Genomic DNA, 21,632 nt, shown 5'->3' with positions numbered 1-21,632 from the left:
TTTACCGGGCGATGAAACCGCCGATGCCCGCGATGGCAAGCTTGCCTGCCGGAAGCGCTGTTTCCGCGAATGTGAGCCGCAGATAACGGGTCTCCACCATGGCCGGGAACGCGATCCGCTGGGTTGAGAGCGCATAGGCAATATTGCCGAACTCGCCCGCGGCGGCGCGCGTCCAGATCTTGCCGTCGAGGCTGGTCTCGGCAAGGTAGCCCTTCGGCGGCGCGGAATCCGCCATGACCTGCCGCGAAGGCGTGAGCGTGAACCCGCCAAGGCGGGTACGCGCGCCAAGGTCCACGGTCACGCTGACAGGCTGGCCCGGCTGCGGCGCGGGCTGCTTCCAGATCGTGCCCGCGTCATTGTCCAGTAGCACTTCGGCGCGCGGGGCGCTGGCCGAGACGACCGACCACTTCGTGGTGTCGAGCACGCTGGGATCGGTCGAAACGATGACCGGCACGTCCACTGGCGCGACACTGGCGAAGAGCCCGAATTCCGAGATCGCCGGAGCCGCGCTGCCTTCCAGCACCACCAGCCGCACACGGCGCGGCGCGACCGGCTGCGGCAGGCGCAGGATGCGCTGCGCACCGATGCATTCCTTTTCGGCAATGCGCTGCCACTGGCCGTCGATCTCCGCCTCGACGGCGAAGCGCGTCACGCGCACGCCGAGCGGCAGGAATTCGCGCAGGCGCACCACGTCGAAGCGAGTGCCGGGCGCGAGGTCGAGCGTCAGCGTGGGCGTGAGCACCGCGTCGGGCGTGGACCAATAAGTCTCGCACTGTCCGTCCAGCACGTTCGCTGCCGCGAACCGGCTCCCGCGCGTGGCGCTCGCGTGCGCGACGCTGCCCTGCGCCAGATCGCGAGCAAACGTGGCGCGGATGGCATCGCCGAACGAGGTGAGGATCTTCACGTCCTGATCGGCGATCCGGCCGCGACGGTCCGGCGGCAGGTTCAGGTTGAGGTTGGTGCCGCGACCCACGGATTCGTCATAGAGCCGGATCAGGCGCGCCGGCGTCTTGACCTTGGAATCCTCATCCGCGTGATAGAACCAGCCGGGCCGGATGGAGACATCGGTTTCGGCGGGCCACCAGAGTTCGCCGCCCCGGAGGCCGGAATTGCCCACGGCCTGCTCGTAGAGGCGGTTGGGCATCGTCGGCCAGCAGGGATCGCCCGCCACGCCGTCCTCGTTGCCCACCCAGCGCACGTCGGCGCCCAGCGGATCGAACGTGCAGGCGTCGGGCTGGAGTTCGTGGACGAGCTTCACGATAGAGGGCCAGTTGTAATACTTCGGTGCGTCGATCTTGCGGGCCTCTCGCGCGCCACCGTAATAGCCGTCACCGCCGTTGGCGCCGTCGAACCAGACTTCGAACAGCTTGCCGTAGCGGGTGCAAAGCTCGGTAAGCTGGGTGCGGTAGTAGTCGATATAGGCGGGACGGCCATATTCCGCGTGGTTGCGATCCCACGGCGAAAGATAGAGGCCGAACAGCATGCCCGCCTTGCGGCTCGCCTCGGACATTTCCGCGACGATATCGCCCTTGCCCTGCTTGTAGGGGCTGTTGCGGATCGAGTGCTCGGTGGTCTGGGTCTGCCACAGGCAGAAGCCGTCGTGGTGCTTGGCGGTCAGGATCACGCCGCGCATGCCGGCCGCTTCCGCCGCCGCCACGATCTGGTCGGCGTTGAAATCGGTGGGGTTGAACCACTTCGGGTCCTCGTCTCCGTAGCCCCATTCCTTGTCGGTGAACGTGTTCATCGCGAAGTGGATGAAGGCGTACATCTCATGCCCGTGCCACTTCCATTGCCGCTCACTCGGAACGGCGCCGGAGGGTGCGGGCGCCCCGACCTCACCCAGCTTCGGGCGCGCGGCCTGCGCGGCATCGGCGCCGAGCGCGGCAGTCGCGACGGCGGAAGTGGCCAGAAAACGGCGGCGGGAAAAGTCCATCGTCAGTCCTTGTGGGGAGCGGGTGTGCCGGTACGCTCTGGTCAGAGCGGGGCAGAGAGAAGTTGCGGCTGGGTATCGGCCAGCTTGACCAGCAGTTCGCCGAAGAGGCCATTGGCCCAGGCGAACCAGTCGCGCGTGAATTTGGCAGGGTCGTTGCTATCCACCGCCTCGTGGATGAAGCCAGTGCCCGCGTCAGTGTCGCGCAGCATGCGCAGCATCGCGCGGATCACTTGAGGATCGCTGCGGGACAGCGCGCGCACGATCAGGCTCATCGGCCAGACTTGCCCGAGGCCCACATGCGGCCCGCCGATGCCCTCGATCTTCGATCCCCGGAAGAAATAGGGGTTCGCATCGGACCAGCAGGCATCCGCCGTCGCCTGCCAGAGCGGATCGCTCGCGGGCACGCACTCCAGGAAGGCCAGACCCAGCAGCGAGGGGACATTGGCATCGTCCATGAACATCGCGTTGCCGAAGCCGTCCACTTCGTAGGCCCAGACCCGGCGGCCATCGGGCAGCAGCATCGTGCCCCATTGGCGCAACGCCGCTTCCACTTCGCTTGCCAATGCGCGGGCATCGGCGGCGAGCGCGGTATCGCCGCGCGCCTGCTCGGCCACGCTGGCCATCTCGCGTAGGGCCGTCACCGCAAAGAGGTTCGCCGGAATCAGGAACGGATAGGTGCAGGAATCGTCCGAGGGGCGGAAACCGCAGTGTATCAGCCCCACCGCGCGGCTCGGCGCGCCCCAGCCGTCCAGTTGCAGTGTCTCGCTCGGCCGGTTGCTGGTGCGGCGGAAGCGATAGGGGCCGGGCGATCCCTTGCGCTGCTGTTCGCGCAAGGTGCGCACGCAGGCACGCGAGGCATCGGCCCAGGTCTCGTCGAAGGGGACCTTGTCGCGCGTCTGGCGCCAGTAACGGAAGCCGAGCCGCATTGCATAGCAAAGCGAGTCGATCTCCCATTTGCGCTCGGCGACGCCGGGCTTCATCTCGGTATCGTCCTTCAGGGCCCACGAGAGGTTCGTCTTCTGCGAGGGGTCGTGCATGAAGGCGTTGGCGTAAGGATCAATGAGGATCGAGCGCGACTGGCGGGCGATCAGCCCCCGGAACAGCGCGGTCAGCGCCGGGTCCTTGTTCACCAGATGGAGGTAAGGCAGCACTTGCGCCGTGCTGTCGCGAAGCCAGAGACAAGGGATGTCGCCTGTGATGACGAAAGCATCCGGGCGGCCGTCCACGGTGTCCATGTAGACGGTGGTGTCGAGCGTGTTGGGATAGCAGCCCACGAACATCGCGCGCAGCTTGGGATCGGCGATCTTGCGCGATACGCGGTCGATCTCCGCCTCCACCGCGCGGCTGACATAGCGGCGCTCGGACACCGGCGGGCGGCCTCCGCCTGCGGGCATGGGGATTGTCGCCGCGCGCGCCGCGCCCGGAAGGGCGAGGCTGGCGGCGCCCGCAGCAACCCCGGCAAGCGCCCCGCGCCGGTCGAGGGTCATCGTCGTCTTCATAGTTTCGCTCGTCACTTGGGCAGTTCCAGTTCCTGCCCTGTCAGGGTGAACTGCACCCATGCCCCCGCGCCGTCGCCCGGCTGGCCGCCGCCGATCCATACCTTGTAGTCGCCCGGAACGACCTTCCGCGTGCCCCGGCGGTCCACCACGGAAATGCTGCGCGGATCGATCGTCAGCGTGACCTCCCGCGACTTGCCCGGTGCCAGCGAGACGCGCGTGAAGGCGGCAAGCTGGCGCTGCAACACGCCCTGCGTCATGACCGGATGGTGCTCGATGACGGGCGGCACGACATAGGCCTGCACCACTTCCTCGCCCGCCATCGCGCCAAGGTTGCGCAGCGTGGCGGTTACCGTGACCGGCTGGCCGATGCCCGGCGCGGAGACCTTGGCGCCCTCGTAGCCGTAAGTCGTATAGCTCAGGCCATGGCCAAAGCCCCACAACGGCGTACCGGTGAAGTAGCGGTACGTGCGCTCCTTCATCGAATAGTCGACGAAGGCAGGCAGGTCCGTGGTCGAGCGATAGAACGTCACCGGCAGGCGGCCGGAAGGGTTGTTGCGCCCGGCCAGAGTCTCGGCAATGGCGGTGCCGCCTGCCTCGCCCGGATACCAAGCCTCCATCACCGCATCGGTCATGATGGGATCGATCGAGACGGCGCTGCCGCTCGTCAGCACCACGATCACCGGCTTGCCGGTGGCCTTGAGCGCCGCCAGCAGTTCGGCCTGCGGTTCGGGCAAGGCGATGTCGCTGCGGTCTCCGCCGACGAAGCCCGGCACCTGAACCTGAAGCGCCTCGCCTTCGAGATCGGGCGAGAGGCCCAGCACGGCGATCACGGCATCGGCCTGCCCTGCCGCCTTCAGCGCCTCTGCGCGCTGCGCGGCTGCGGGCGGCAGCCACATCAGGCGCAGGCCCTCGTCCTCGCCGTAATGGTCGAGTTCGAGGCTGATCGGCTGCGGCGTCCCGTCGAGGACGAGTTCGAATTCGACCCGCTGCTTGCCGAGCACCCCGGCGTGAAGCTGCTTGCCCCCGACGCTCAGGCGCACTTCGTCATGACGCTTGCAGTCTTTCCAGCAAGCCGGGATATCGAGCGCGAGGCGGTAGGTTCCCGCCCCCGGCGGGACCAGCGATCCGCTCCAACGCGCCTTGAAACCCGCCGCATCCAGCCCCTTGGGCGCCATGCGAGTGAGGTTGAAATCCACCCGCCGGTCCTGCCGCACGAATGCCTGCTTGCCCGAAAGGTCGAAGTATTCGGCCCTGAGCCCCGGCTTGCCGTCCGCGACAAGCGCCGTTTCCGGCACGACGACCGGCGCGCCCTCGGCAAGGACGGAGCCTTGCGCATAAGCGACGTTCGCCGCGCCAAACTGGCGGCGGATACCTTCCAGAGGCGTCACCGGATCGGCGGCAGTACCGTGGTAGTTGGCCTCGATCACCGCAAGATCGTCAGCATTGGTGCCGATCACCGCAAGACGCGTGCCCGCCTTCAGCGGCAGGCTGCCGTTCTCGTTCTGGAGCAGCACAATGGCCTTGCGCGCGGCTTCCAGCGCCAGTGCACGGTGCGCGGGCGTATTGACCTGCGAAGGCTTGATCCGGCCCCACGGATTGCTCGCGCCGAAGGCGATGCCGAGCTTGTAGCGCGCCTCCAGCGAACGGGCGAGCGCACGGTCCACGTCCGCCTCGCTGAGCAACCCGCGCGCCACCGCCTGCGTCAGCGCCGCGTATGTCGTGCCGCAATCGAGGTCCGTCCCGGCCTTCACGGCCGCCGCCGAAGCCTCGGCCGCATCGTAGCGGTAATTGTGGAACATCCAGATGTTCGCCACCGCATCGCAGTCCGACACGACGAAGCCCTTGAAACCCCAGTCCTGCCGCAGCCGCGTGGTCAGCAGCGCCTCGTCCGCGCAGACCGGCGTGCCGTGCGTGGAGTTGTAGGCGCACATCAGCGAGAGCGGCTTGCCCTGTGTCACTGCCATGCGGAACGCGGGCGTATACGTCGCCTCGCGGTCCTGAGGGCTGACGTCCACATCGAAGCTGTCACGCCCGGCCTCGGGGCCCGAATGGACCGCGAAGTGCTTGGGCGTGGCGATCACGCGCGGGTGGAGCGGGTCGGGACCTTGCAGCCCCTTGATGAAGCCCACCGCCAGTGAGCCGGTGAGGAACGGGTCCTCGCCGTAGGTCTCCTGTCCCCGGCCCCAGCGCGGGTCGCGGAAGATGTTGATGTTGGGCGACCAGATCGTCAGCCCTTCGTAGATGCGCCGCTCGGCGTTCACCGGTCTGGCGTTGAACTTGGCACGCGCTTCGGTCGAAACGACGGTGCCAACCTGCTCCATCAGTGCCGGGTCGAACGTGGCGGCGAGGCCGACAGCCTGCGGGAACACGGTGGCAATGCCGTTGCGAGCAAGGCCGTGAAGCCCCTCGTTCCACCAGTCATAGGCAGGCAGCCCCATGGCCTTGGCGGCAGGCGCGGTGCTCTGGAGCTGGTCCGCCTTTTCGGCCAGATCGGCCTTGGCGATGGCCGCGAGCACGGCGGGATCGGCCTCACCCGACAAGTCCTGCGCGGCGACCGATGGCGCCGCCAGAACCATGGCGATGGTGATGGGAGCGAGCGTGATCGGAAACAGAGCCTTCATCACCCTTCTCCCGCCAAAGTACGCAGCACCAGCGCCTTGCGCAGCGCGGCCTCGTCCGCCTCGGACGTGATCTCGATCCGGCGGCTTTCGCCCGGCAGCAGGTCGAACCCGTTGTCCGAAGCCTGCGCGCCGACCGCGCCGAAATCGAGCATGACCGCGCGGGCCAGCGCCTTGGCGGTAATCGTCACCGCCTTGCCGTCCCACGTTACCGAAAGGCCGGGCGCGGGATAGGCCATGGCCTTGGGCAAAACGCGCTCGACGATCTGGCGCGAGACGGTCTTGCCGCCAATCGCCAGTTCCGCCACGCCGTAGCTCGCTTCGGCCGGCGCGCTTGCGAAGACTTGCGCATCGGCCACATCGGGAACGGGCGTCGCCGTCGTGGGCGCGAGTGTCACCGCCCCGCCCGCTGCGCCCAGCTTGCTGCCGTCCATGGCATAGCCAGTCAGGCGCCATTCCGCCGCGATCGGGCTGGTAGCATCGGACGCGAAGCTGACCTTGGTAGCGCCGTCATGATGCTCGGCAATCACCGCCTGCGGCGCGAAGAACCGCCGCGCGGCATAGTGCAGCAGCTTCCAGCGCCCGTTGTAGTCCACGCTCGCCCACGAGATCGAGGGCCAGACATCGTTGATCTGCCAGTAGAGCGAACCTAGCGTCACCGGCGCGCAGGCGCGGTGATGGCGCGCGGCCAGGTCGATCGCCTGCGCCTGATTGACCTGCGTAAGATAGACGAAGTCCGCCAGATCCTTCGCCGGGCGCAACCTTGCATCGAGGTAGAACTTCAGGCGCTCATTGCCCTCGCCCGCCAGGAACTTCTGATGCGCCTTCATCACCGGACTGTCGGGCGCCTGCGCCGCATCGCTCGCGAAATCGCGGATCGTCGCCATGACCGGCATCGACTGGAAGCCATATTCCGACATGAAGCGCGGGCAGGAGAGCGTGTAATTCTCCACCGGCTTGGAGCCCGACCAGACATCCCAGAAATGGCGATCCCCGGCGGCATCGGTGTCGACCGGACCTTCATAATCGGTCGAGGGCGAGCCCGGCCAGTAGGGGGTCGTCGGCGCATGATCGGTCACGGCCCCCCGCAGCACGCGATCGAACAGCACGGTCATCGATGTGGCCATGCGCTCGTGTTCGTCGGGGCCAACGGCCTTCTTCCACGCCTTGCGGTCGCTCCAGGTTTCCCAGCCGGACAGCACTTCATTGCCGCCCGCCCAGACCACGATGGAGGGATGCGAACCCAGCCGCTCGACCTGCTGGTCGGCCTCGATCCGCACGTTTTCGCGGTACGCCGCGTCTGCGGGAGGAACCGCGCCGCCGAACATGAAGTCCTGCCAGACCATCAGGCCCATGCGGTCCGCCGCGTCGTAGAAGCTGTCCGGCAGGTAATAGCCGCCGCCCCAGACGCGGATCATGTTCATGTTCACCGCGCGGGCATCGTCCAGGATCGACTGCATCTTGGCGTCGGTGACGCGCGAAGGGAACATGTCGAACGGGATGAGGTTCGCGCCCTTGGCGAACACGGTCACGCCGTTGACGCGGAAACCGAAAGCGCCGTTCCCGCGCACCAACTGGATGTCGCGCAGGCCCACCCTGCGCGCGGCCTTCGATCCGGCGCCCGCACCCGAAACGATCTCTCCGGACACGCTATAAAGAGGCTGATCGCCATAGCCCACGGGCCACCAGCGCTTGGGCGCGGCGATGGTCAGCGGCACGGTCACCACGCTCTCGCCCGCATCGAATGCAGCCTCGCGCTCGACGGGGGCCAGCGCCTGCCCGTCCGGCCCGGTTACACGCGTGGAGAAACGCGCCTTGCCGGGCTTGTCCGCCACAACACGGAACTTCGCCACCAGCCGGGCCTCGTCCTTGCCGAGCGCTTCCTGCATGACCTCGAACGCGCCGAGACGCGCCTCGTCCCACGCCTCAAGGCGGACGGGGCCGGAAATGCCCTGATTGACGATGCGCGGGCCCCAGTCCCAGCCATAGTGGTACTTGGGCTTGCGGATATAGGCGGACGTCTGCTTGCCCTTGGGCTCGTCCCCGAAGGCGGAATCGTATTCGCCGGGCAGCGGGTGCGCCTCGGCCAGCACCATCGGCTGCAAGGTGCGGATCGGCGAGGCGAAGCGCACGACGATCTCGTTGCGCCCCTGCTTCAGGAACGGCTTGGCCGCCACGCGCCATTGGCGGTGACCGTTGTCCGCTTTGAGCACTTGCTTGCCGTTGATGAAGACGGTGGCGAACGTATCCAGCCCGTCGAACACGAGATCGAGATTGTCGCGCGCCATGTCCTGTGCGCTCACGTCCAGCGTGCGGCGCAGTTCCCAGTCGGTCAGCCCCGCCCACTGGATCGCGGCTTCATTGGTGCCGAGGAACGGATCGGGCACCTGACGGGCGGCGATCAGATCCTGTTGCACGCTGCCCGGCACTTGCGCGCGGAACCAGCGCGCGGCCTTGGGATGGGCTTTCACGGCCGCCGCGTCGCTCGGTGCGATGCGGACCTGCCAGCCATCGTCCAGCGCGGTCTGCGCGGGCGGTGCTGCCAGCACCGCGCCCGAAACGCTCGCAAGCCAGATGGCCAGTGCCCCGCCTGCGAACTTGCCCGCCAACTTCACTGCGCCTTCTCCCCGTAAACCACTTTTTCAACTGCATAGACGGGATCGGACAGCGCCGCGGTGAACTGGAAGCACACGTCCGTCTCGTCGCCGAGTTCCGGCCGGTCCGGCAGGTTCGCCGTGAAGGTGAACTGCTGCGGCGCGGTCTTAGGATCGGGCAGCGGGAACGAGGCCAGCACGGTCGCGCCCGGCATGGGATCGTGCTGCTTCTGCTTGGGATCGGCGCTCTTGTCCGCCGCGCGGCAGCCCGCGCTGATCACCAGTTCGCCGTGCGTCGTCACTGCGTAGTGCCTGACCAGCGCCGCTTCATCGTGTGCGAGCCCGTAGTTACGCGGCAGGCGCGCGACCGAAACGGTGATCGACTTCGCATGGGCCAGCGGTGCGTGGTCGTCGGCCTGACAGGTATCGAAGATATTGACGTTGTAGGCGGGCGCATTGTCAGTCGCATCCGCATTGAGCGGCACGCGCAGCCCCTGCGAACCGCGCGGACAGGCGGTGAGCGTGGAACTGGTGGAAATCAGCAGCGCCTCGCCCGCAGTTTCGAAGCGGCGCGGTGCCGCAAGCGCGGTGCCATCCGGCGCGAAGCTGGCAGCAGTGACGACCGTGCCCGGCTTAACCGAAAGGGCCTTGGCGTAAGCGGGGGACTTCGCGCCCGGCGCCTTGCCGTCCAGCGTGTAGCGGATCGTGCCGTAGGGTGCCTGCATCGCCATGGTCACGCCGATGCTCTTGGCATCGAGCGCCGCGCCGCGCGTCTGCGTGGGCGTGAAGGCCACACCGAAGGCGCTGTCGGACACCTGGAAGCCGCCCTGCTTCCAGCGGCGGATCTGCGGCGTCAGGCGCGCGAGGAAGCCCGGATAGTCCTTGCTTGCCACCGGCGGAGACCATGCCACTTCGGCAATCGCGCCCAGACGCGGGAACAGCTTGTGCTGCAATTGCCAGGGCGTGACGATGTACTCGCTCCACGCATTGCCCTGCAGGCCCATCACGTGCTGCGCCTTGGAAGCATCGATCCCCTTGGGCATCGGATCGTAGCGATAGACCGCTTCCATCGTCTGGATCGAGATGCGCCCCGGCGCTTCGTCCGGCAGGGTCGATTCGAGATTGTCGAGATAGAGGTTCGGTGCGGGCGAGAGCACCACGTCGTGCCCGGCGTTGACGGCATCCACCGCGCCCTGCTCGCCGCGCCAGCTCATCACCGAGGCGGAAGCGGGGAGGCCCCCTTCGAGGATCTCGTCCCAGCCGATCAGGCGGCGGCCGTGCTTCGCAAGGTATTCGCCGAACTGGTCAATCATCCAGCTCTGCATGGCGTTCTCGCTCTTGATGCCCAGCTTGCGCATCTGCGACTGGACTTCGGGCGAACGCTCCCACTGGTCCTTGACCGCCTCGTCACCGCCGAGGTGGATGTACTGCGAGGGGAAGACCTCCATCAGCTCATCCAGCACGTTGCGCACGAACGTCATGCCGCCTTCGTTGGGATTGAACAGCCAGGGGAAGATGCCCCAACTGTTGCCCACCGCAGGGCGGTCCCCCAGCATGCCCAGTTCGGGATAGGACGCGACCAGCGCCTGCGCGTGGCCGGGCAGGTCGATCTCGGGCACCACGGTAATCCCGCGCGCAGCGGCATAGGCGACGAGCGCCTTGAGCTGCTCCTGCGTGTAGAAACCGCCGGTCTTCGCGCCGGGTCCGTGGCCGGTATCGGGCCCCGTGCGCCATGCGCCGATGCGGGTGAGTTCGGGGTAGCGCTTGACCTCGAAGCGCCAGCCCTGATCGTCGGTCAGGTGGAAATGCAGGGTGTTGAGCTTCACTTCCACCATGCGGTCGACGATGGCGTAGATGGATTCCATCGGCTGGAAATGGCGCGCCGGGTCGATCATCACCCCGCGCCAGCCAAAGCGCGGCGAATCCTGGATGGTCAGCACGGGAACGGAAACGCCCTTGCCCGCCGCGTCTTTGGCATCGGCCGTCAGCAGTTGCATCAGCGTCATCGCGCCGTAGACGAGGCCGGACTTGCCCGAGGCCGAGATCACCGCGCCGCTGGGCGTGACAGTCAGCCGGTAGGCTTCCGCGCCGGAAATCGCGGGATCGCGCTCGAAGCGGATCGGTGCGGTGGTCGCAGTGGGCGCGACCGACAACATAAGCCCATTAGCGCCCTTCACATGCTCGGAAAGCAGCCGCGCCGCTTCGGCGGCATCGGCATCGCCGGCGGGAACGCCGATCGTCGCACCCGAACCGATGGTGAGCTTGCCGTTGCCCTGCTCTACAGAGGCAGGCCACGGCGCGAGCGGGAGGGAAGACGCGGATTGCGCGTAAGCAGGGACCGAGAACGCCAAGCCCGCAAGAATCGCAGCCAGTGCCGCTCCGCTGCCCCGGACCTGCCGAGACCCTTTTTTTGCCGTCATCCTCATACCTGCCCCCTTGTTTTTTGCGACCAGAGCCATCAACGTAACCAAAATATATCCTTTAGAGCAATAGGTCTTATCCGATTGCTGCAAAATGGGCTTGGACAGAGACAATTTGATGCGATTGTCAGCACGACATGACCAATGTAAAGCCATTCGCAAAGAATGGGACAAGGGGGATCGAATGTCGTTTTCTGACCGGATTGGTCGTCTGCGCGAAGGTAACGCGGCGCCGCTGTATATTCAGCTTCAACAGCTGATCCGCGACGCGATTTCCGAAGGCGTACTCGACCAGAACGAGGCAATTCCGCCCGAACGCAATCTCGCCATCGAATACGATGTCTCGCGCATCACCGTGCGCAAGGCCATCGCCGGCCTCGTGGAAGAAGGCAAGCTGACGCGCCGACGCGGGGCTGGCACGTTCGTCGCCTCACGCGTGGAAAAGAGCTTCTCCAAGCTGACCTCGTTCAGCGAGGATATGGAAGCACGCGGCAGGCGCGCCTCCAGCGCCTGGATCTCGCGCACGACGGGGGCGGTCAATTCGGACGAAGCCATGGCGCTGGGCCTCGCGCCCGGCAGCACCGTGCTGCGCTTCACCCGCATCCGCTATGCCGACGACGAACCGCTCGCGCTCGAAATCTCGACGATTGCCGGATATTGCCTGCCCAGCATCGATGCCGTCGGGGATTCGCTTTACACCGCGCTGGAAAAGAGCGGCAACCGCCCGGTCCGCGCGCTCCAGCGCCTGCGCGCCGTGCCCTTCGGCACTGAGCATGCGCGGATGCTGGGCGTCGATGCCGGCCATGCCGGTCTGCTGATCGAACGCCACGGCTTCCTGCGGGACGGCCGCCCCGTGGAATTCACGCGCTCGTACTATCGGGGCGATTCCTATGACTTTGTTGCGGAGCTTATCGAAGGATCATGAAGCGTCGTGAATTGCTGCTGCGCGGCGCCTCCACAGGCGCCGTCGCTACCCTATTGCCTGCTTTCGCTCCTTCCAGTTTGGCTGCTGAAACACAATTCGGCCCCGGCCTGCCCGACGGTCTGCCGATGCCCGCACCGCTTGCGGGCCCCTCGCCCCGTCTTCCCGAAACCGATCCTTCGCGCACGCTGCTCGAACGCGGCTGGCGGTTTCACGAGGGCGAGGTCTCGGTGCCCGAGCCTGCCGACCACAACGCCACCTATCTCTCGGTCAAGGCCGGCAATGCGCGCGGCCCCGCCGCCCTCGCCTTCGACGATTCCGACTGGCCGACTGTCGATCTTCCGCATGACTGGGCCATCGCGCAGGACGTGAGCGAAACGGCCAATGTCTCGCAGGGCTACCGTCCGCGCGGCATCGGCTGGTACCGCCGCCTGCTACGGCTGGACGAGTGCCAGAAAGGCCGCAGCCTCGAACTTCATTTCGACGGCATCGCCACCCACGCCACGATCTGGATCAACGGCAGCGAAGTGGCCCATTCGTGGTCCGGCTACAGCAGCGTCATTGTCGATCTCACCCCCTTCGCCCGCTTCGGGGACGAGCTGAACTGGATCGCCGTGCGCGTCGATGCGCAGGCGCGCGAAGGCTGGTGGTACGAAGGCGCCGGGCTCTACCGCCATGTCTGGCTGGTCAGCCGCCCTGCCCTCTCCATAGAGACCGACGGCGTCCACTGCGATCCCGTGCGCCAGCCGGACGGGACATGGCAGGTTCCCGTGGAAGTGCGGCTCGCCAATGTCGGCGAGGAAGCGGGGCAGGCCGAGATTTCGGCCCGTCTACTCGATCCGGAAGGCCGGGAAATCCACCGTTCCGGCGGCGCGGCCACTGTCGGCCCGCTGGAACAGGCGCAAGTGACCACAGCGCTCATCCCCGGGCCGGTCAAGCTTTGGTCCCCCGATACGCCGGTACTCTACTGTGTCGAGGTGGACTTGCTGCGCGAGGGCAAGGTCGTCGACACCCGGCGCCAGTTCATCGGCTTCCGCACGGTGGTCTTCGATCCCGCGCGCGGCATGATCCTCAACGGCGTGGAAACCAAGCTCAAGGGCGTCTGCATCCATCAGGACCACAGCGGCGTTGGCACCGCGATCCCCGATGCGCTGGCGCTCTGGCGGCTCCAGCGGCTGAAGGCGATGGGCTGCAACGCCATCCGCATGTCGCACAATGCCCCCGCCAAGGAAGTGCTGGACTGGTGCGACCGGCTGGGCTTCCTGGTCATGGGCGAAAACCGCCTGTTCAACCCGGCGCCGGACTATCTGGCGCAGCTCGAATGGATGGTGCGGCGCGATCGCAACCATCCCTCCATCGTGCTCTGGTCGGTGTTCAACGAGGAACCGATGCAGGGCACCCATGCCGGTGTCGAGATGGTCCGCCGCATGCGCAAGGCCGTGCGCGAACTGGACACGCAGCGCCCGGTGACGGCGGCGATGAACGGTTCGTTCTACAACCCGGAGAACGTCTCCACCGTCGTCGATGTGATGGGCTTCAACTACTATCAGGGCGATTACGACAAGTTCCACGCCCTGCATCCGGACAAGCCGATCACCAGTTCGGAGGACACCAGCGCCTACGAATCGCGCGGCGCCTTCGAGTCCATTCAGGCGCAGCAGGTCATCACCTCGCTCGACAAGGAATCGGCCTCCTGGGGCGCGACCCACCGCGACAGCTGGAAGATGATCGCCGAGCGTCCCTTCGTGGCGGGCGGCTTCGTGTGGACCGGTTTCGACTATCACGGCGAGCCGACGCCTTATGCGTGGCCCTCCACCAGCAGCTTCTTCGGCATCATGGACCTCTGCGGCTTCCCCAAGACCGCGTTCGGCATCCATTCCGCGCACTGGCGCGATGATGCGCCGATGATCTGGCTCGCCCCGCACTGGACGTGGCCCGGCAAGGAAGGCCAGACGCTGGAAGTCTTCGCCATCACCAATGCAGAGGCCATCGAGCTGCGCCTGAACGGCGAAGTCATCGAGCGCGTATCCGCCGCCGACCGGATCATGGGCCACAGCTTCAAGGTGCCCTACCGTCCCGGCCGGATCGAGGCGCTGGCATTGCGCGGCGGCAAAGTCGTCGCCAGTGCGGTTCACGAAACCACAGGCACGCCGGTTGCGCTGCGCCTGACGCCCGCCCGGCAAGCCATCGCCAGCGACGGTGAGGACGTGCAGGCAATCACCGTGGACTGCGTGGATTCGCGCGGCCGCCACGTTCCCACCGCCAACCTGCCGGTGGAATTCGCGATCACCGGGGGCCGGATCATCGGCCTCGGCAACGGCAATCCCAACGACCACGACAGCGAAAAGGGCAACAAGCGCGCGCTGTTCAACGGCCTTGCGCAAGTCATCGTCGAGGGCGACGACAGCGGCAGCCGATTGACGCTGACGGCCACTACCGGTGCGCTGCGGCCCGCCCGCCTCTCGCTCGCCCGCGCGCCGCGCGAACCGCGCGCACAAGTGCCGCCGGTGCCCGCCGAAATGCCGATCACCGACTGGCGCCGCTCGGCCCTGTTCGCGCAGAAGCCCGATCCGGCACTCGCGCCGGTGGACGGGGACAACAACTCGTGGGACTTCGTGCGCTCTGGCGTCGCCGCGCCTGCCGGCAGCAGCGGCTGGCGCAGCTATCGCACCCGCTTCACGCCGTGGAAGAAGATCGCGGCGCAGGGCGGCACGCTCCACTTCGCGCAGATCACCGGCGCGGCCGAAGTCTGGCTGGACGGCAAGCTGGTGGCGCGCAAGGCGGACACTGCGGCGGCTTCACTGACCGCCACGATCCCGCCGGGCACGGGACCGCGCACGCTGGCCGTGCTGATCGAGGCGAAGGACGGCGCGCCAAGCGGGATCACCGGAAGGGTCTACGTCTCGGGCTGAGCGCCCTGCGCGAAAAGGCCCAAAATGTGCTTGCGCCTGTGACAAGAACGGCTCAGCTTGGGTGCCCACACCCTTGCGCGTCAGACGCAAGACAAGAGGACGCCGCCTGCGGCGAAGCTCTGCCTACAGCGCCCGGCGCGCCTTCGCATGAGAGGAGGCGGACCGATGGGCACAGCTCCCAGCACCAATACAGCCCCCAGCCCCAGTTCCGCCTTCGGCGCCTCGGGGGCCCGCATGATTGCTCTGGTCGGACCGGCAGGAGCAGGCAAGACAAGTCTGGCCGAAGCGCTGCTTTTCGCGAGTTCCGCGATCAACAGAGCCGGTTCGATAGAGGCCGGCTCCACCGTTGGCGATGCAAGTTCCGAAGCGCGTTCGCGCGGCGGTTCGACCGAAATCAATCTTTCGCATTTCGAGTGGCTGGGAGATCGGTTCACACTCCTTGATCTGCCGGGCGCGGCGGGCTTTATCGCCGATGGTTTTGCGGCCCTGCAATCGGCAGACCTTGTGCTGGTGGTGGTTGATCCGGTGCCTGAACGCGCCGGTCTGGTCGAACCCCTGTTGCGGCGGCTGGACGCGCTGGACATTCCCCATGCCATCGTCGTCAACCGCGTCGACACCGCACGCGCCGGATCTGTCCATGACTTGATCGACAAGTTGCAGCCGCTCAGCCGCGAGCCGCTGGCGCTCCGCCAAATTCCCATTCGCGAAGGCGAGCAGGTCGTGGGCTATGTCGATCTGGCCATGGAGCGGGCCTACCGATATCGATCGGGGAGCGAATCCCAAAAGATCGAGATGCCAGCGGATATCGCCGATCTGGAGCGTACCGACCGCGGCAAATTGCTCGAAACATTGGCCGATTTCGACGACGAACTGCTCGAAACCCTGCTGATGGATGACGTCCCCGACGCCATGAAGGTGATGGCCGACCTTGCCGAGGATACCGCGCACAATCGAGTGGTTCCCGTGGTTCTGACGTCGGCCCTCACCGGAGGGGGTATCCACCGGTTGCTGAAGCTGCTGCGCCATGAAGCTCCCGGACCGATGGAAGCCGCGACGCGCGTCGGCACGACCGATGGCATTCATGTATTCAAGGTGGCGCAGGGAAGCGCCGTCGGACGGCTCACTTATGCGCGAGTCTATGGCGGCCTGCTTCAGGAGGGCGAGGAACTTGTCGTCGGAGACAAAACCGCCCGCTGCGGCTCTCTGTTTGCCGTGCAAGGCGAAAAGACCGTTAAACAGGCGAGCGTCGGCACAGGCGAGGTGATCGCCATATCCAAATTGGACGATGCTTCCGTGGGCATGGTACTGGCCCGCAAAGGAGGAGCGCCGAGCGACGTGGCCGTGCCGGACTATCCGCCACGTAATGCGAAACTGGCCATCGCGGCGCGTGATCGCAAGGACGACGTCAAGCTTTCTGCCGCTCTTCACAAGCTGTGTGACGAAGATCCGATGCTGGAGTGGGGACATGACGAGGCTACTCGCGAGACCCTGCTCAGGGGCGTGAACGACGATCATCTCGAGGTTGTTCTTGCCCGGCTCCGGCGGCGCTATGGCGTCGTGGTGGACAGCCGGCCGCCAAGCGTCGCCTATCGGGAATCCATCCGGAAGAGCGCGACGCAGCGCGGACGGCACAAGAAGCAGTCGGGCGGGCACGGCCAGTACGGCGATGTCGTCCTTGAAATTGCGCCGCTGGAGCGCGGCGAAGGCTTTCGTTTTTCGGACCGCACTGTCGGCGGCGCCATCCCCAAGCAGTGGATTCCTGCGGTAGAGATGGGCGTGCGCGACGCGCTGGAGGCCGGGCCATTAGGCTTTCCGGTTGAGGATGTTGCGGTTACGCTGACTGACGGCTCTCACCATTCGGTGGATTCTTCGGAGCTTGCCTTTCGCATCGCCGGCCGCATGGCGGCCAGTGAGGCCCTGGCAGCCGCCGCGCCTTATCTGCTTGAGCCCATCTGCCGGCTGGTGGTCGATATGCCGACGGGTACCGGCTCGAAGGCCGTCTCGGTACTTTCGAGCCGGCGAGGACAAATCCTCGGCTTGTTGCCGCATCCGGATTGGGAGCGCTGGGAGCGCGTGGAAGCGCTTTTGCCCGAAGCAAACTTGCAAGGGCTGGACGGAGACTTGTGCTCGCTGAGCCAAGGGCTCGCCCAGTTTACCGTCAGCTTCGATCATCTCGCAGAGCTGACCGGAAAGCAGGCGAGCGAGGTCGTATTGGCCCGAAAGGACGTGGCAGCGGCGTAGCGCCCTGTATCGGCAGGTCGCAGAATTTCGGAAGATCGCCGGAAGCACGCCCAGCCGGTTTCCGGCGGCTTTGCGATTTTCCAGATTCAGCAGCGCTGGATAACATGTAGAGGCGGAATGCATGTTCGCAGCGAAAAAACCGGCTTTACGGGGGGAATGCAAACCAATGGCAAACGTGCCCAAAATGCGGGAGAAGTCGCCCGTATTGGATCGGGCAGCCTGGGTCGCAGCGGCGCTCAAGATGTTGGCCCGGAACGGCATCGATGGCGTCCGCGTCGAGGTGCTGGCCCGCAAGCTCGGCGTTACCAAGGGCAGCTTCTACTGGCACTTCAAGGACCGCACCGACCTGTATGAGGCCATGCTGGACCATTGGCGCCAGCATGTCGTGACGCAGATCATCGACCGGCTCAATGCGATCCAATCTCCACAGGAACGCTATCAACGCATGATGCGTCTGCCTTTTGGCAAGCATCCGCCGGATTTCGACATGGAGCTATCCATCCGCCTGTGGGCCAGGCGCGATCCCCGGGCAGAAGCGGCTCTCGCGGAAGCGGATGAGATCCGGATTCGCTTCATTACAGATGTTCTTGTAGCCGCCGGCGTGCCGGTCGGCGGCGCACGCAGCAGGGCCGTGCTGATTTTCTCGTTCCTGCGCGTGGGAGCGCCTTTCGCGGATGAGGCGACGCTCTCGCAATGTGAAGAGTTTCTCATCACTCGCTGATGGGCAATCCCGTGTAATCCCGGTCTGCCGACCAACCTTGCAGGAGCGTTGCAGGCCTGCCATACGGTAGCGTATGGATTCGTTCCGGATGGAAGCGACTGGAGAGGCGCGGCGGGATGCAGACAACGGATAAGAGAAGCGATCGGTTCGCTCTGGTCACTGGCGGGGGTTCGGGTATCGGCGAAGCGATCTGCCACCGGCTTGCGCGGGATGTCACAGCTGTGGCGGTGCTGGATATCGACACCGATGCGGCACACCGGGTGGCCGAAGACATCAAGCATGCGGGCGGCAACGCGATCCCCGTTCATGGCAATGTCGCGGACCGTGTTTCGATCGAGGAGGCCGTGAACCGGGTTCATGCGGAACTCGGCCCCGTGACGATACTGGTCAACAACGCCGCTATCGAAGGTTTTCAATTGTTTGAAGACATCGAGGAGGCAAGTTGGGAACGCGTGATGGAAGTGAACCTCAAGGGTCCCTACATCGCGGTTCAGGCGGTTCTCGCCGATATGCGAGCCGCCGCCTGGGGGCGCATCGTCAACATTTCCTCACTGGCTGCGCAAATCGGCGCCTTTAAGATGGCCCATTACAGCGCATCCAAGGGCGGTGTGACATCGCTGACTCGCACCCTTGCGATCGAACTGGGCGCGAAGGGGATTACTGTGAACGCAATTGCCCCCAGCTTCATCGACACCCCGATGGCGCGCCGCGCGATTGCCGCGAGCGACCTGCCGATCCCCTTTGAAGAGATTTTGAAAAGCTATCCTATCCCGCGTTTTGGCCGCCCCGAAGAAGTCGCCGCCGCCTGCGCGTTCTTCGCGTCGGACGAGGCTTCCTACATCACCGGCCAGCTTCTGGGGGTCAATGGAGGCGCAGCATTCTGATAAGGAGACCGACGTGGTGACCTATGAGGAACTGCCGGTCTTACCGGTCGAAAATCCCGAATTCTGGACGGACCCCGAGCGGTTCATGATACCGACCCGACAAGAGCATCCATGGCTGGCGCGTTTTTCGGGCGGCTATGTGATCCACGGATGCCAGGCGAACAAGGATCTCTTCGCCGACGAGCGCCACCTTGAAATGGGGCTGGGCGGCATCGTCGAGTTCTATGACCTGCAAGGAACGATGTGGGCACGTTTCATGGACGAAATGCTCCTGTCCAAGCATGGGAGCGAGCACAAGCGGCTGCGCGCCAGCGTGGCATCTGCCTTTACGCCCCGGAACGCCAATGTCATTCGCCCGCTCGTTCACGCGGCGATGACCAACCTGCTCGACGAGTGGGTGCCGCAGGGGCGTTTCGACTTTACGGAGTTTGCCTCCTATTTTCCGGTCTCCGTCATGTGCGGATTGCTGGGCATTTCCGTCGATGTGATCCCCAGCTTGCGCTGGGCCCTGGAAATGCAGGTGGCCGCGATCAGTCTCGACCGGTCGCTGAGGGAGAAGATCCTGGAGGCATTCGACATCAAGTGGGCCGTCGCCGACACGCTGATCCGCGAAAGGGAGGCAAGCGGCACAAAGAGGGAATCTTCTCTGCTTGATGACCTGATCGCCGCGCGCGATGCGGGCGCAATGGACGACACGGAGCTGCGTTTCATGCTGCTCGTTCTGCTGGTCGCCGGTTACGACACCTCCAAGAACCTGCTCGGCATGATGATGAACCTGCTCATTGATCGACCCGACATGTATGCGCGCTGCGCAGCGGACAAGCACTTTTGTGCCATGGTGGTGGAGGAGACGCTGCGTCATTCCACCATCGCGACACCGTTCCGGCAAGTGGCGGAGCCCTTCGACTACGAAGGTGTCCGGTTCGAGAAGGGCATGCTCGTTGCCATGGCCACGCCATTGGCCGGGCGCGATCCGGCAGCTTTCCCAGAGCCGCTTCGCTTCGATCCGGAGCGGGAGCACAAGACGCGCCACGTCGGCTTCGGCCGTGGGCCGCATATCTGTCTCGGCCAATATCTGGCACGGAACCAACTGGAAGAGGGCATTCACCTCATCGCGCAGCGCATACGCAATCCGCGTCGCGATGGTGACGTTAGCTGGCGCCCGATGCTGGGCGCTTGGGGGCCACGATCGCTGCCGATCGCATTCAATCACGGATAGGGCAAAAATCGGCGGACAGCGCTACAGCCCTGAGAGACCGGGAAATGCGTCCAAGCCTTTCCGCCGACATTCCGGCCGGACGTCGGCAATGGCGCCCTCACGGGAACGAGGGTATCCGAAACCTTGCCTCCAAACCGATTGACGTTGCGGGCCGGAGCCGACATATGGCTGCGCAAGGCGATGGATTTCCGCCGGGCCGTCAGGCCGAACCGCCCTTGCAAGGGACGATGATTCCTACTTGGCGCCGCAAGGCAGCAAAGGAGGAATTGTGCGCGCGACGTTTCGCAACCTGTTCAATGCGTTCAATGTGGCGGCCTTCTTTGGCGATCGGCGCGATCATGCCATGTCGGTGGTGCACTGGACACTGATCCTGGTCCCGATGGCCGCACTGATCGGGACGCTGTGCGCAGCATTCCTGTGGAGCCTTGAGGCCGCGACCCGGCTGCGGTTCGACTATCCCTGGCTGTTGTACTTCCTTCCCGTGGGCGGCGCGGCCATCGCCTGGCTTTACCACCGCACCGGACGCTCGGTGGAGGCCGGCAACAACCTCATCGTCGAGCAGATCCACGAACCGGGTGGCGGCGTGCCGCTGCGCATGGCGCCGCTTGTCTTTGTCGGCACCATCGCAACGCATCTTTTCGGGGGCTCGGCCGGGCGCGAGGGTACGGCGGTGCAGCTTGGCGGCAGTCTTGCCAGTGCAGTTGCCAGCCTGTTCAAGCTCGCCCCCCCCGGCATCCGTATCCTGCTGATGGCAGGCATTGCGGCGGGCTTCGGCGCCGTGTTCGGCACTCCGCTGGCAGGCGCCGTCTTCGCGCTGGAAGTGTTGGCGCTAGGGCGGATCGAATATGCCGGCATCATGCCCTCGCTCCTTGCCGCACTGGTGGGAGACTGGACGTGCCATGCCTGGGGCATCCACCACACGCCCTACCACATCGCCTACGTGGCATCGGATACCGGCGCCCTTCTTGTCGAGCCGATGCTGCTTGCCAAAGTGGCGATAGCCGGCGTCGCCTTCGGGTTGGCCGGACTGGCCTTCGCGGAGGCCAATCACGCGCTCGGCGGCTTCCTCAAGCGCTGCGTCCCCTATGGCCCGGCGCGTGCCGCGCTGGGCGGCATCATGGTGATCGCGCTGGTCTATATCGTGGGCACCCGCGCCTATCTTGGCCTTGGCGTCTGGTCCGCCATCCCCGGCGACCCCACTATCGCGGGGTTCTTCACTGGCCCGGTCGATCGGTGGAGTTGGGCGCTCAAGTTGCTGTTCACGGTCGTAACGCTCAGTTCAGGCTTCAAGGGCGGCGAAGTGACGCCGCTGTTCTTCATCGGCGCGGCGCTGGGCAATGCGATGGGTTGGCTGTTGGGGGCACCGCTCGATCTGTTTGCGGGGCTCGGCTTTGTTGCGGTGTTCGCTGGCGCTGCCAACACGCCGCTCGCCTGCACGATCATGGGCGTTGAATTGTTCGGCGCGACCCACGCGGTTCCCATCGCGGTGGCCTGCTTCGTCGCCTACATCTGTTCGGGCCATAACGGCATCTACCTGTCGCAGCGCATCGCCGTGCCGAAGCGGGCTTCACGCGCGCATGTCGGGGCGGCCACGCTGCGCGACGCCCGTGCGACGCGCAGCATGCCCCGCCCGCATTCTTCTACCGGCATCACCAACGAGCAACGTTGA

At 65.6% G+C, this 21,632-nt stretch carries 12 protein-coding genes and 1 riboswitch; of the genes, 7 read left to right on the top strand and 5 right to left on the bottom strand.

Annotated features, from left to right (window positions below; translation table 11 throughout):
- Position 1 precedes the first annotated feature (1 nt).
- The 5 genes from AC1VVK_RS20385 to AC1VVK_RS20365 are packed head-to-tail and all read right to left on the bottom strand — an operon-like array spanning position 2 to position 11,064.
- Positions 2–1,933, bottom strand: a complete 1,932-nt coding sequence (locus AC1VVK_RS20385) for an alpha-L-fucosidase (RefSeq protein ID WP_482906569.1) — start codon at positions 1,931–1,933, stop codon at positions 2–4.
- Positions 1,934–1,974: 41 nt separating this feature from the next.
- Positions 1,975–3,420, bottom strand: coding sequence for a glycoside hydrolase family 125 protein (locus AC1VVK_RS20380; protein WP_482906749.1), 1,446 nt, complete (start codon positions 3,418–3,420; stop codon positions 1,975–1,977).
- A gap of 23 nt (positions 3,421–3,443) precedes the next feature.
- The gene (locus AC1VVK_RS20375; protein ID WP_482906568.1) at positions 3,444–6,053 is read right to left on the bottom strand and encodes a glycoside hydrolase family 3 C-terminal domain-containing protein; all 2,610 of its coding nucleotides are present in this window, start codon (positions 6,051–6,053) and stop codon (positions 3,444–3,446) included.
- The gene (locus tag AC1VVK_RS20370) at positions 6,053–8,665 is read right to left on the bottom strand and encodes a beta-mannosidase (protein ID WP_482906567.1); all 2,613 of its coding nucleotides are present in this window, start codon (positions 8,663–8,665) and stop codon (positions 6,053–6,055) included. The genes AC1VVK_RS20375 and AC1VVK_RS20370 overlap by 1 nt, the downstream gene beginning before the upstream one ends.
- Positions 8,662–11,064, bottom strand: a complete 2,403-nt coding sequence (locus AC1VVK_RS20365) for a beta-N-acetylhexosaminidase (RefSeq protein ID WP_482906566.1) — start codon at positions 11,062–11,064, stop codon at positions 8,662–8,664. The genes AC1VVK_RS20370 and AC1VVK_RS20365 overlap by 4 nt, the downstream gene beginning before the upstream one ends.
- A gap of 184 nt (positions 11,065–11,248) precedes the next feature.
- Here AC1VVK_RS20365 and AC1VVK_RS20360 point away from each other — a divergent pair, with 184 nt between their 5' ends.
- From AC1VVK_RS20360 to AC1VVK_RS20330, 7 genes are all read left to right on the top strand, one after another.
- Entirely contained in the window at positions 11,249–11,989 is a 741-nt protein-coding gene (locus AC1VVK_RS20360) for a GntR family transcriptional regulator (protein ID WP_482906565.1), read from the top strand.
- A complete protein-coding gene (gene galA, locus AC1VVK_RS20355; protein WP_482906564.1) occupies positions 11,986–14,898 on the top strand; it encodes a beta-galactosidase GalA in 2,913 nt (970 codons plus the stop codon). Before AC1VVK_RS20360 ends, galA begins: the two co-directional genes overlap by 4 nt.
- A 147-nt stretch (positions 14,899–15,045) precedes the next feature.
- Complete coding sequence (locus AC1VVK_RS20350; protein ID WP_482906563.1) at positions 15,046–17,139, top strand: elongation factor G; 2,094 nt, start codon at positions 15,046–15,048, stop codon at positions 17,137–17,139.
- 166 nt (positions 17,140–17,305) lie between these two features.
- Positions 17,306–17,860 carry a TetR/AcrR family transcriptional regulator gene (locus tag AC1VVK_RS20345; protein ID WP_482906562.1) on the top strand — a complete coding sequence of 185 codons (555 nt, stop codon included), beginning with the start codon at positions 17,306–17,308 and terminating at the stop codon, positions 17,858–17,860.
- Between the two features lie 116 nt (positions 17,861–17,976).
- Complete coding sequence (locus tag AC1VVK_RS20340; protein ID WP_482906561.1) at positions 17,977–18,744, top strand: SDR family NAD(P)-dependent oxidoreductase; 768 nt, start codon at positions 17,977–17,979, stop codon at positions 18,742–18,744.
- On the top strand, positions 18,725–19,963 hold the full coding sequence (locus AC1VVK_RS20335) for a cytochrome P450 (protein WP_482906560.1): 1,239 nt from the start codon (positions 18,725–18,727) through the stop codon (positions 19,961–19,963). The genes AC1VVK_RS20340 and AC1VVK_RS20335 overlap by 20 nt, the downstream gene beginning before the upstream one ends.
- 167 nt (positions 19,964–20,130) lie before the next feature.
- Positions 20,131–20,207: riboswitch (Fluoride riboswitch) on the top strand.
- Positions 20,208–20,231: 24 nt separating this feature from the next.
- Positions 20,232–21,632, top strand: coding sequence for a voltage-gated chloride channel family protein (locus AC1VVK_RS20330; RefSeq protein WP_482906559.1), 1,401 nt, complete (start codon positions 20,232–20,234; stop codon positions 21,630–21,632).

Source organism: Novosphingobium sp. BL-S-32 (assembly GCF_056857055.1).
The sequence above is the reverse complement of the archived record's forward strand: the minus strand, read 5'-3'. Positions and strand labels throughout refer to the sequence as shown.

Bases quoted from the DNA above. Each gene is read 5' to 3' on its own strand.
- AC1VVK_RS20385 (WP_482906569.1), bottom strand. From the start codon at position 1,933: ATGGACTTTTCCCGCCGCCGTTTTCTGGCCACTTCCGCCGTCGCGACT.
- AC1VVK_RS20380 (WP_482906749.1), bottom strand. From the start codon at position 3,420: ATGACCCTCGACCGGCGCGGGGCGCTTGCCGGGGTTGCTGCGGGCGCC.
- AC1VVK_RS20375 (WP_482906568.1), bottom strand. From the start codon at position 6,053: ATGAAGGCTCTGTTTCCGATCACGCTCGCTCCCATCACCATCGCCATG.
- AC1VVK_RS20365 (WP_482906566.1), bottom strand. From the start codon at position 11,064: ATGACGGCAAAAAAAGGGTCTCGGCAGGTCCGGGGCAGCGGAGCGGCA.
- AC1VVK_RS20360 (WP_482906565.1), top strand. From the start codon at position 11,249: ATGTCGTTTTCTGACCGGATTGGTCGTCTGCGCGAAGGTAACGCGGCG.
- galA (WP_482906564.1), top strand. From the start codon at position 11,986: ATGAAGCGTCGTGAATTGCTGCTGCGCGGCGCCTCCACAGGCGCCGTC.
- AC1VVK_RS20350 (WP_482906563.1), top strand. From the start codon at position 15,046: ATGAGAGGAGGCGGACCGATGGGCACAGCTCCCAGCACCAATACAGCC.
- AC1VVK_RS20345 (WP_482906562.1), top strand. From the start codon at position 17,306: ATGGCAAACGTGCCCAAAATGCGGGAGAAGTCGCCCGTATTGGATCGG.
- AC1VVK_RS20340 (WP_482906561.1), top strand. From the start codon at position 17,977: ATGCAGACAACGGATAAGAGAAGCGATCGGTTCGCTCTGGTCACTGGC.
- AC1VVK_RS20335 (WP_482906560.1), top strand. From the start codon at position 18,725: ATGGAGGCGCAGCATTCTGATAAGGAGACCGACGTGGTGACCTATGAG.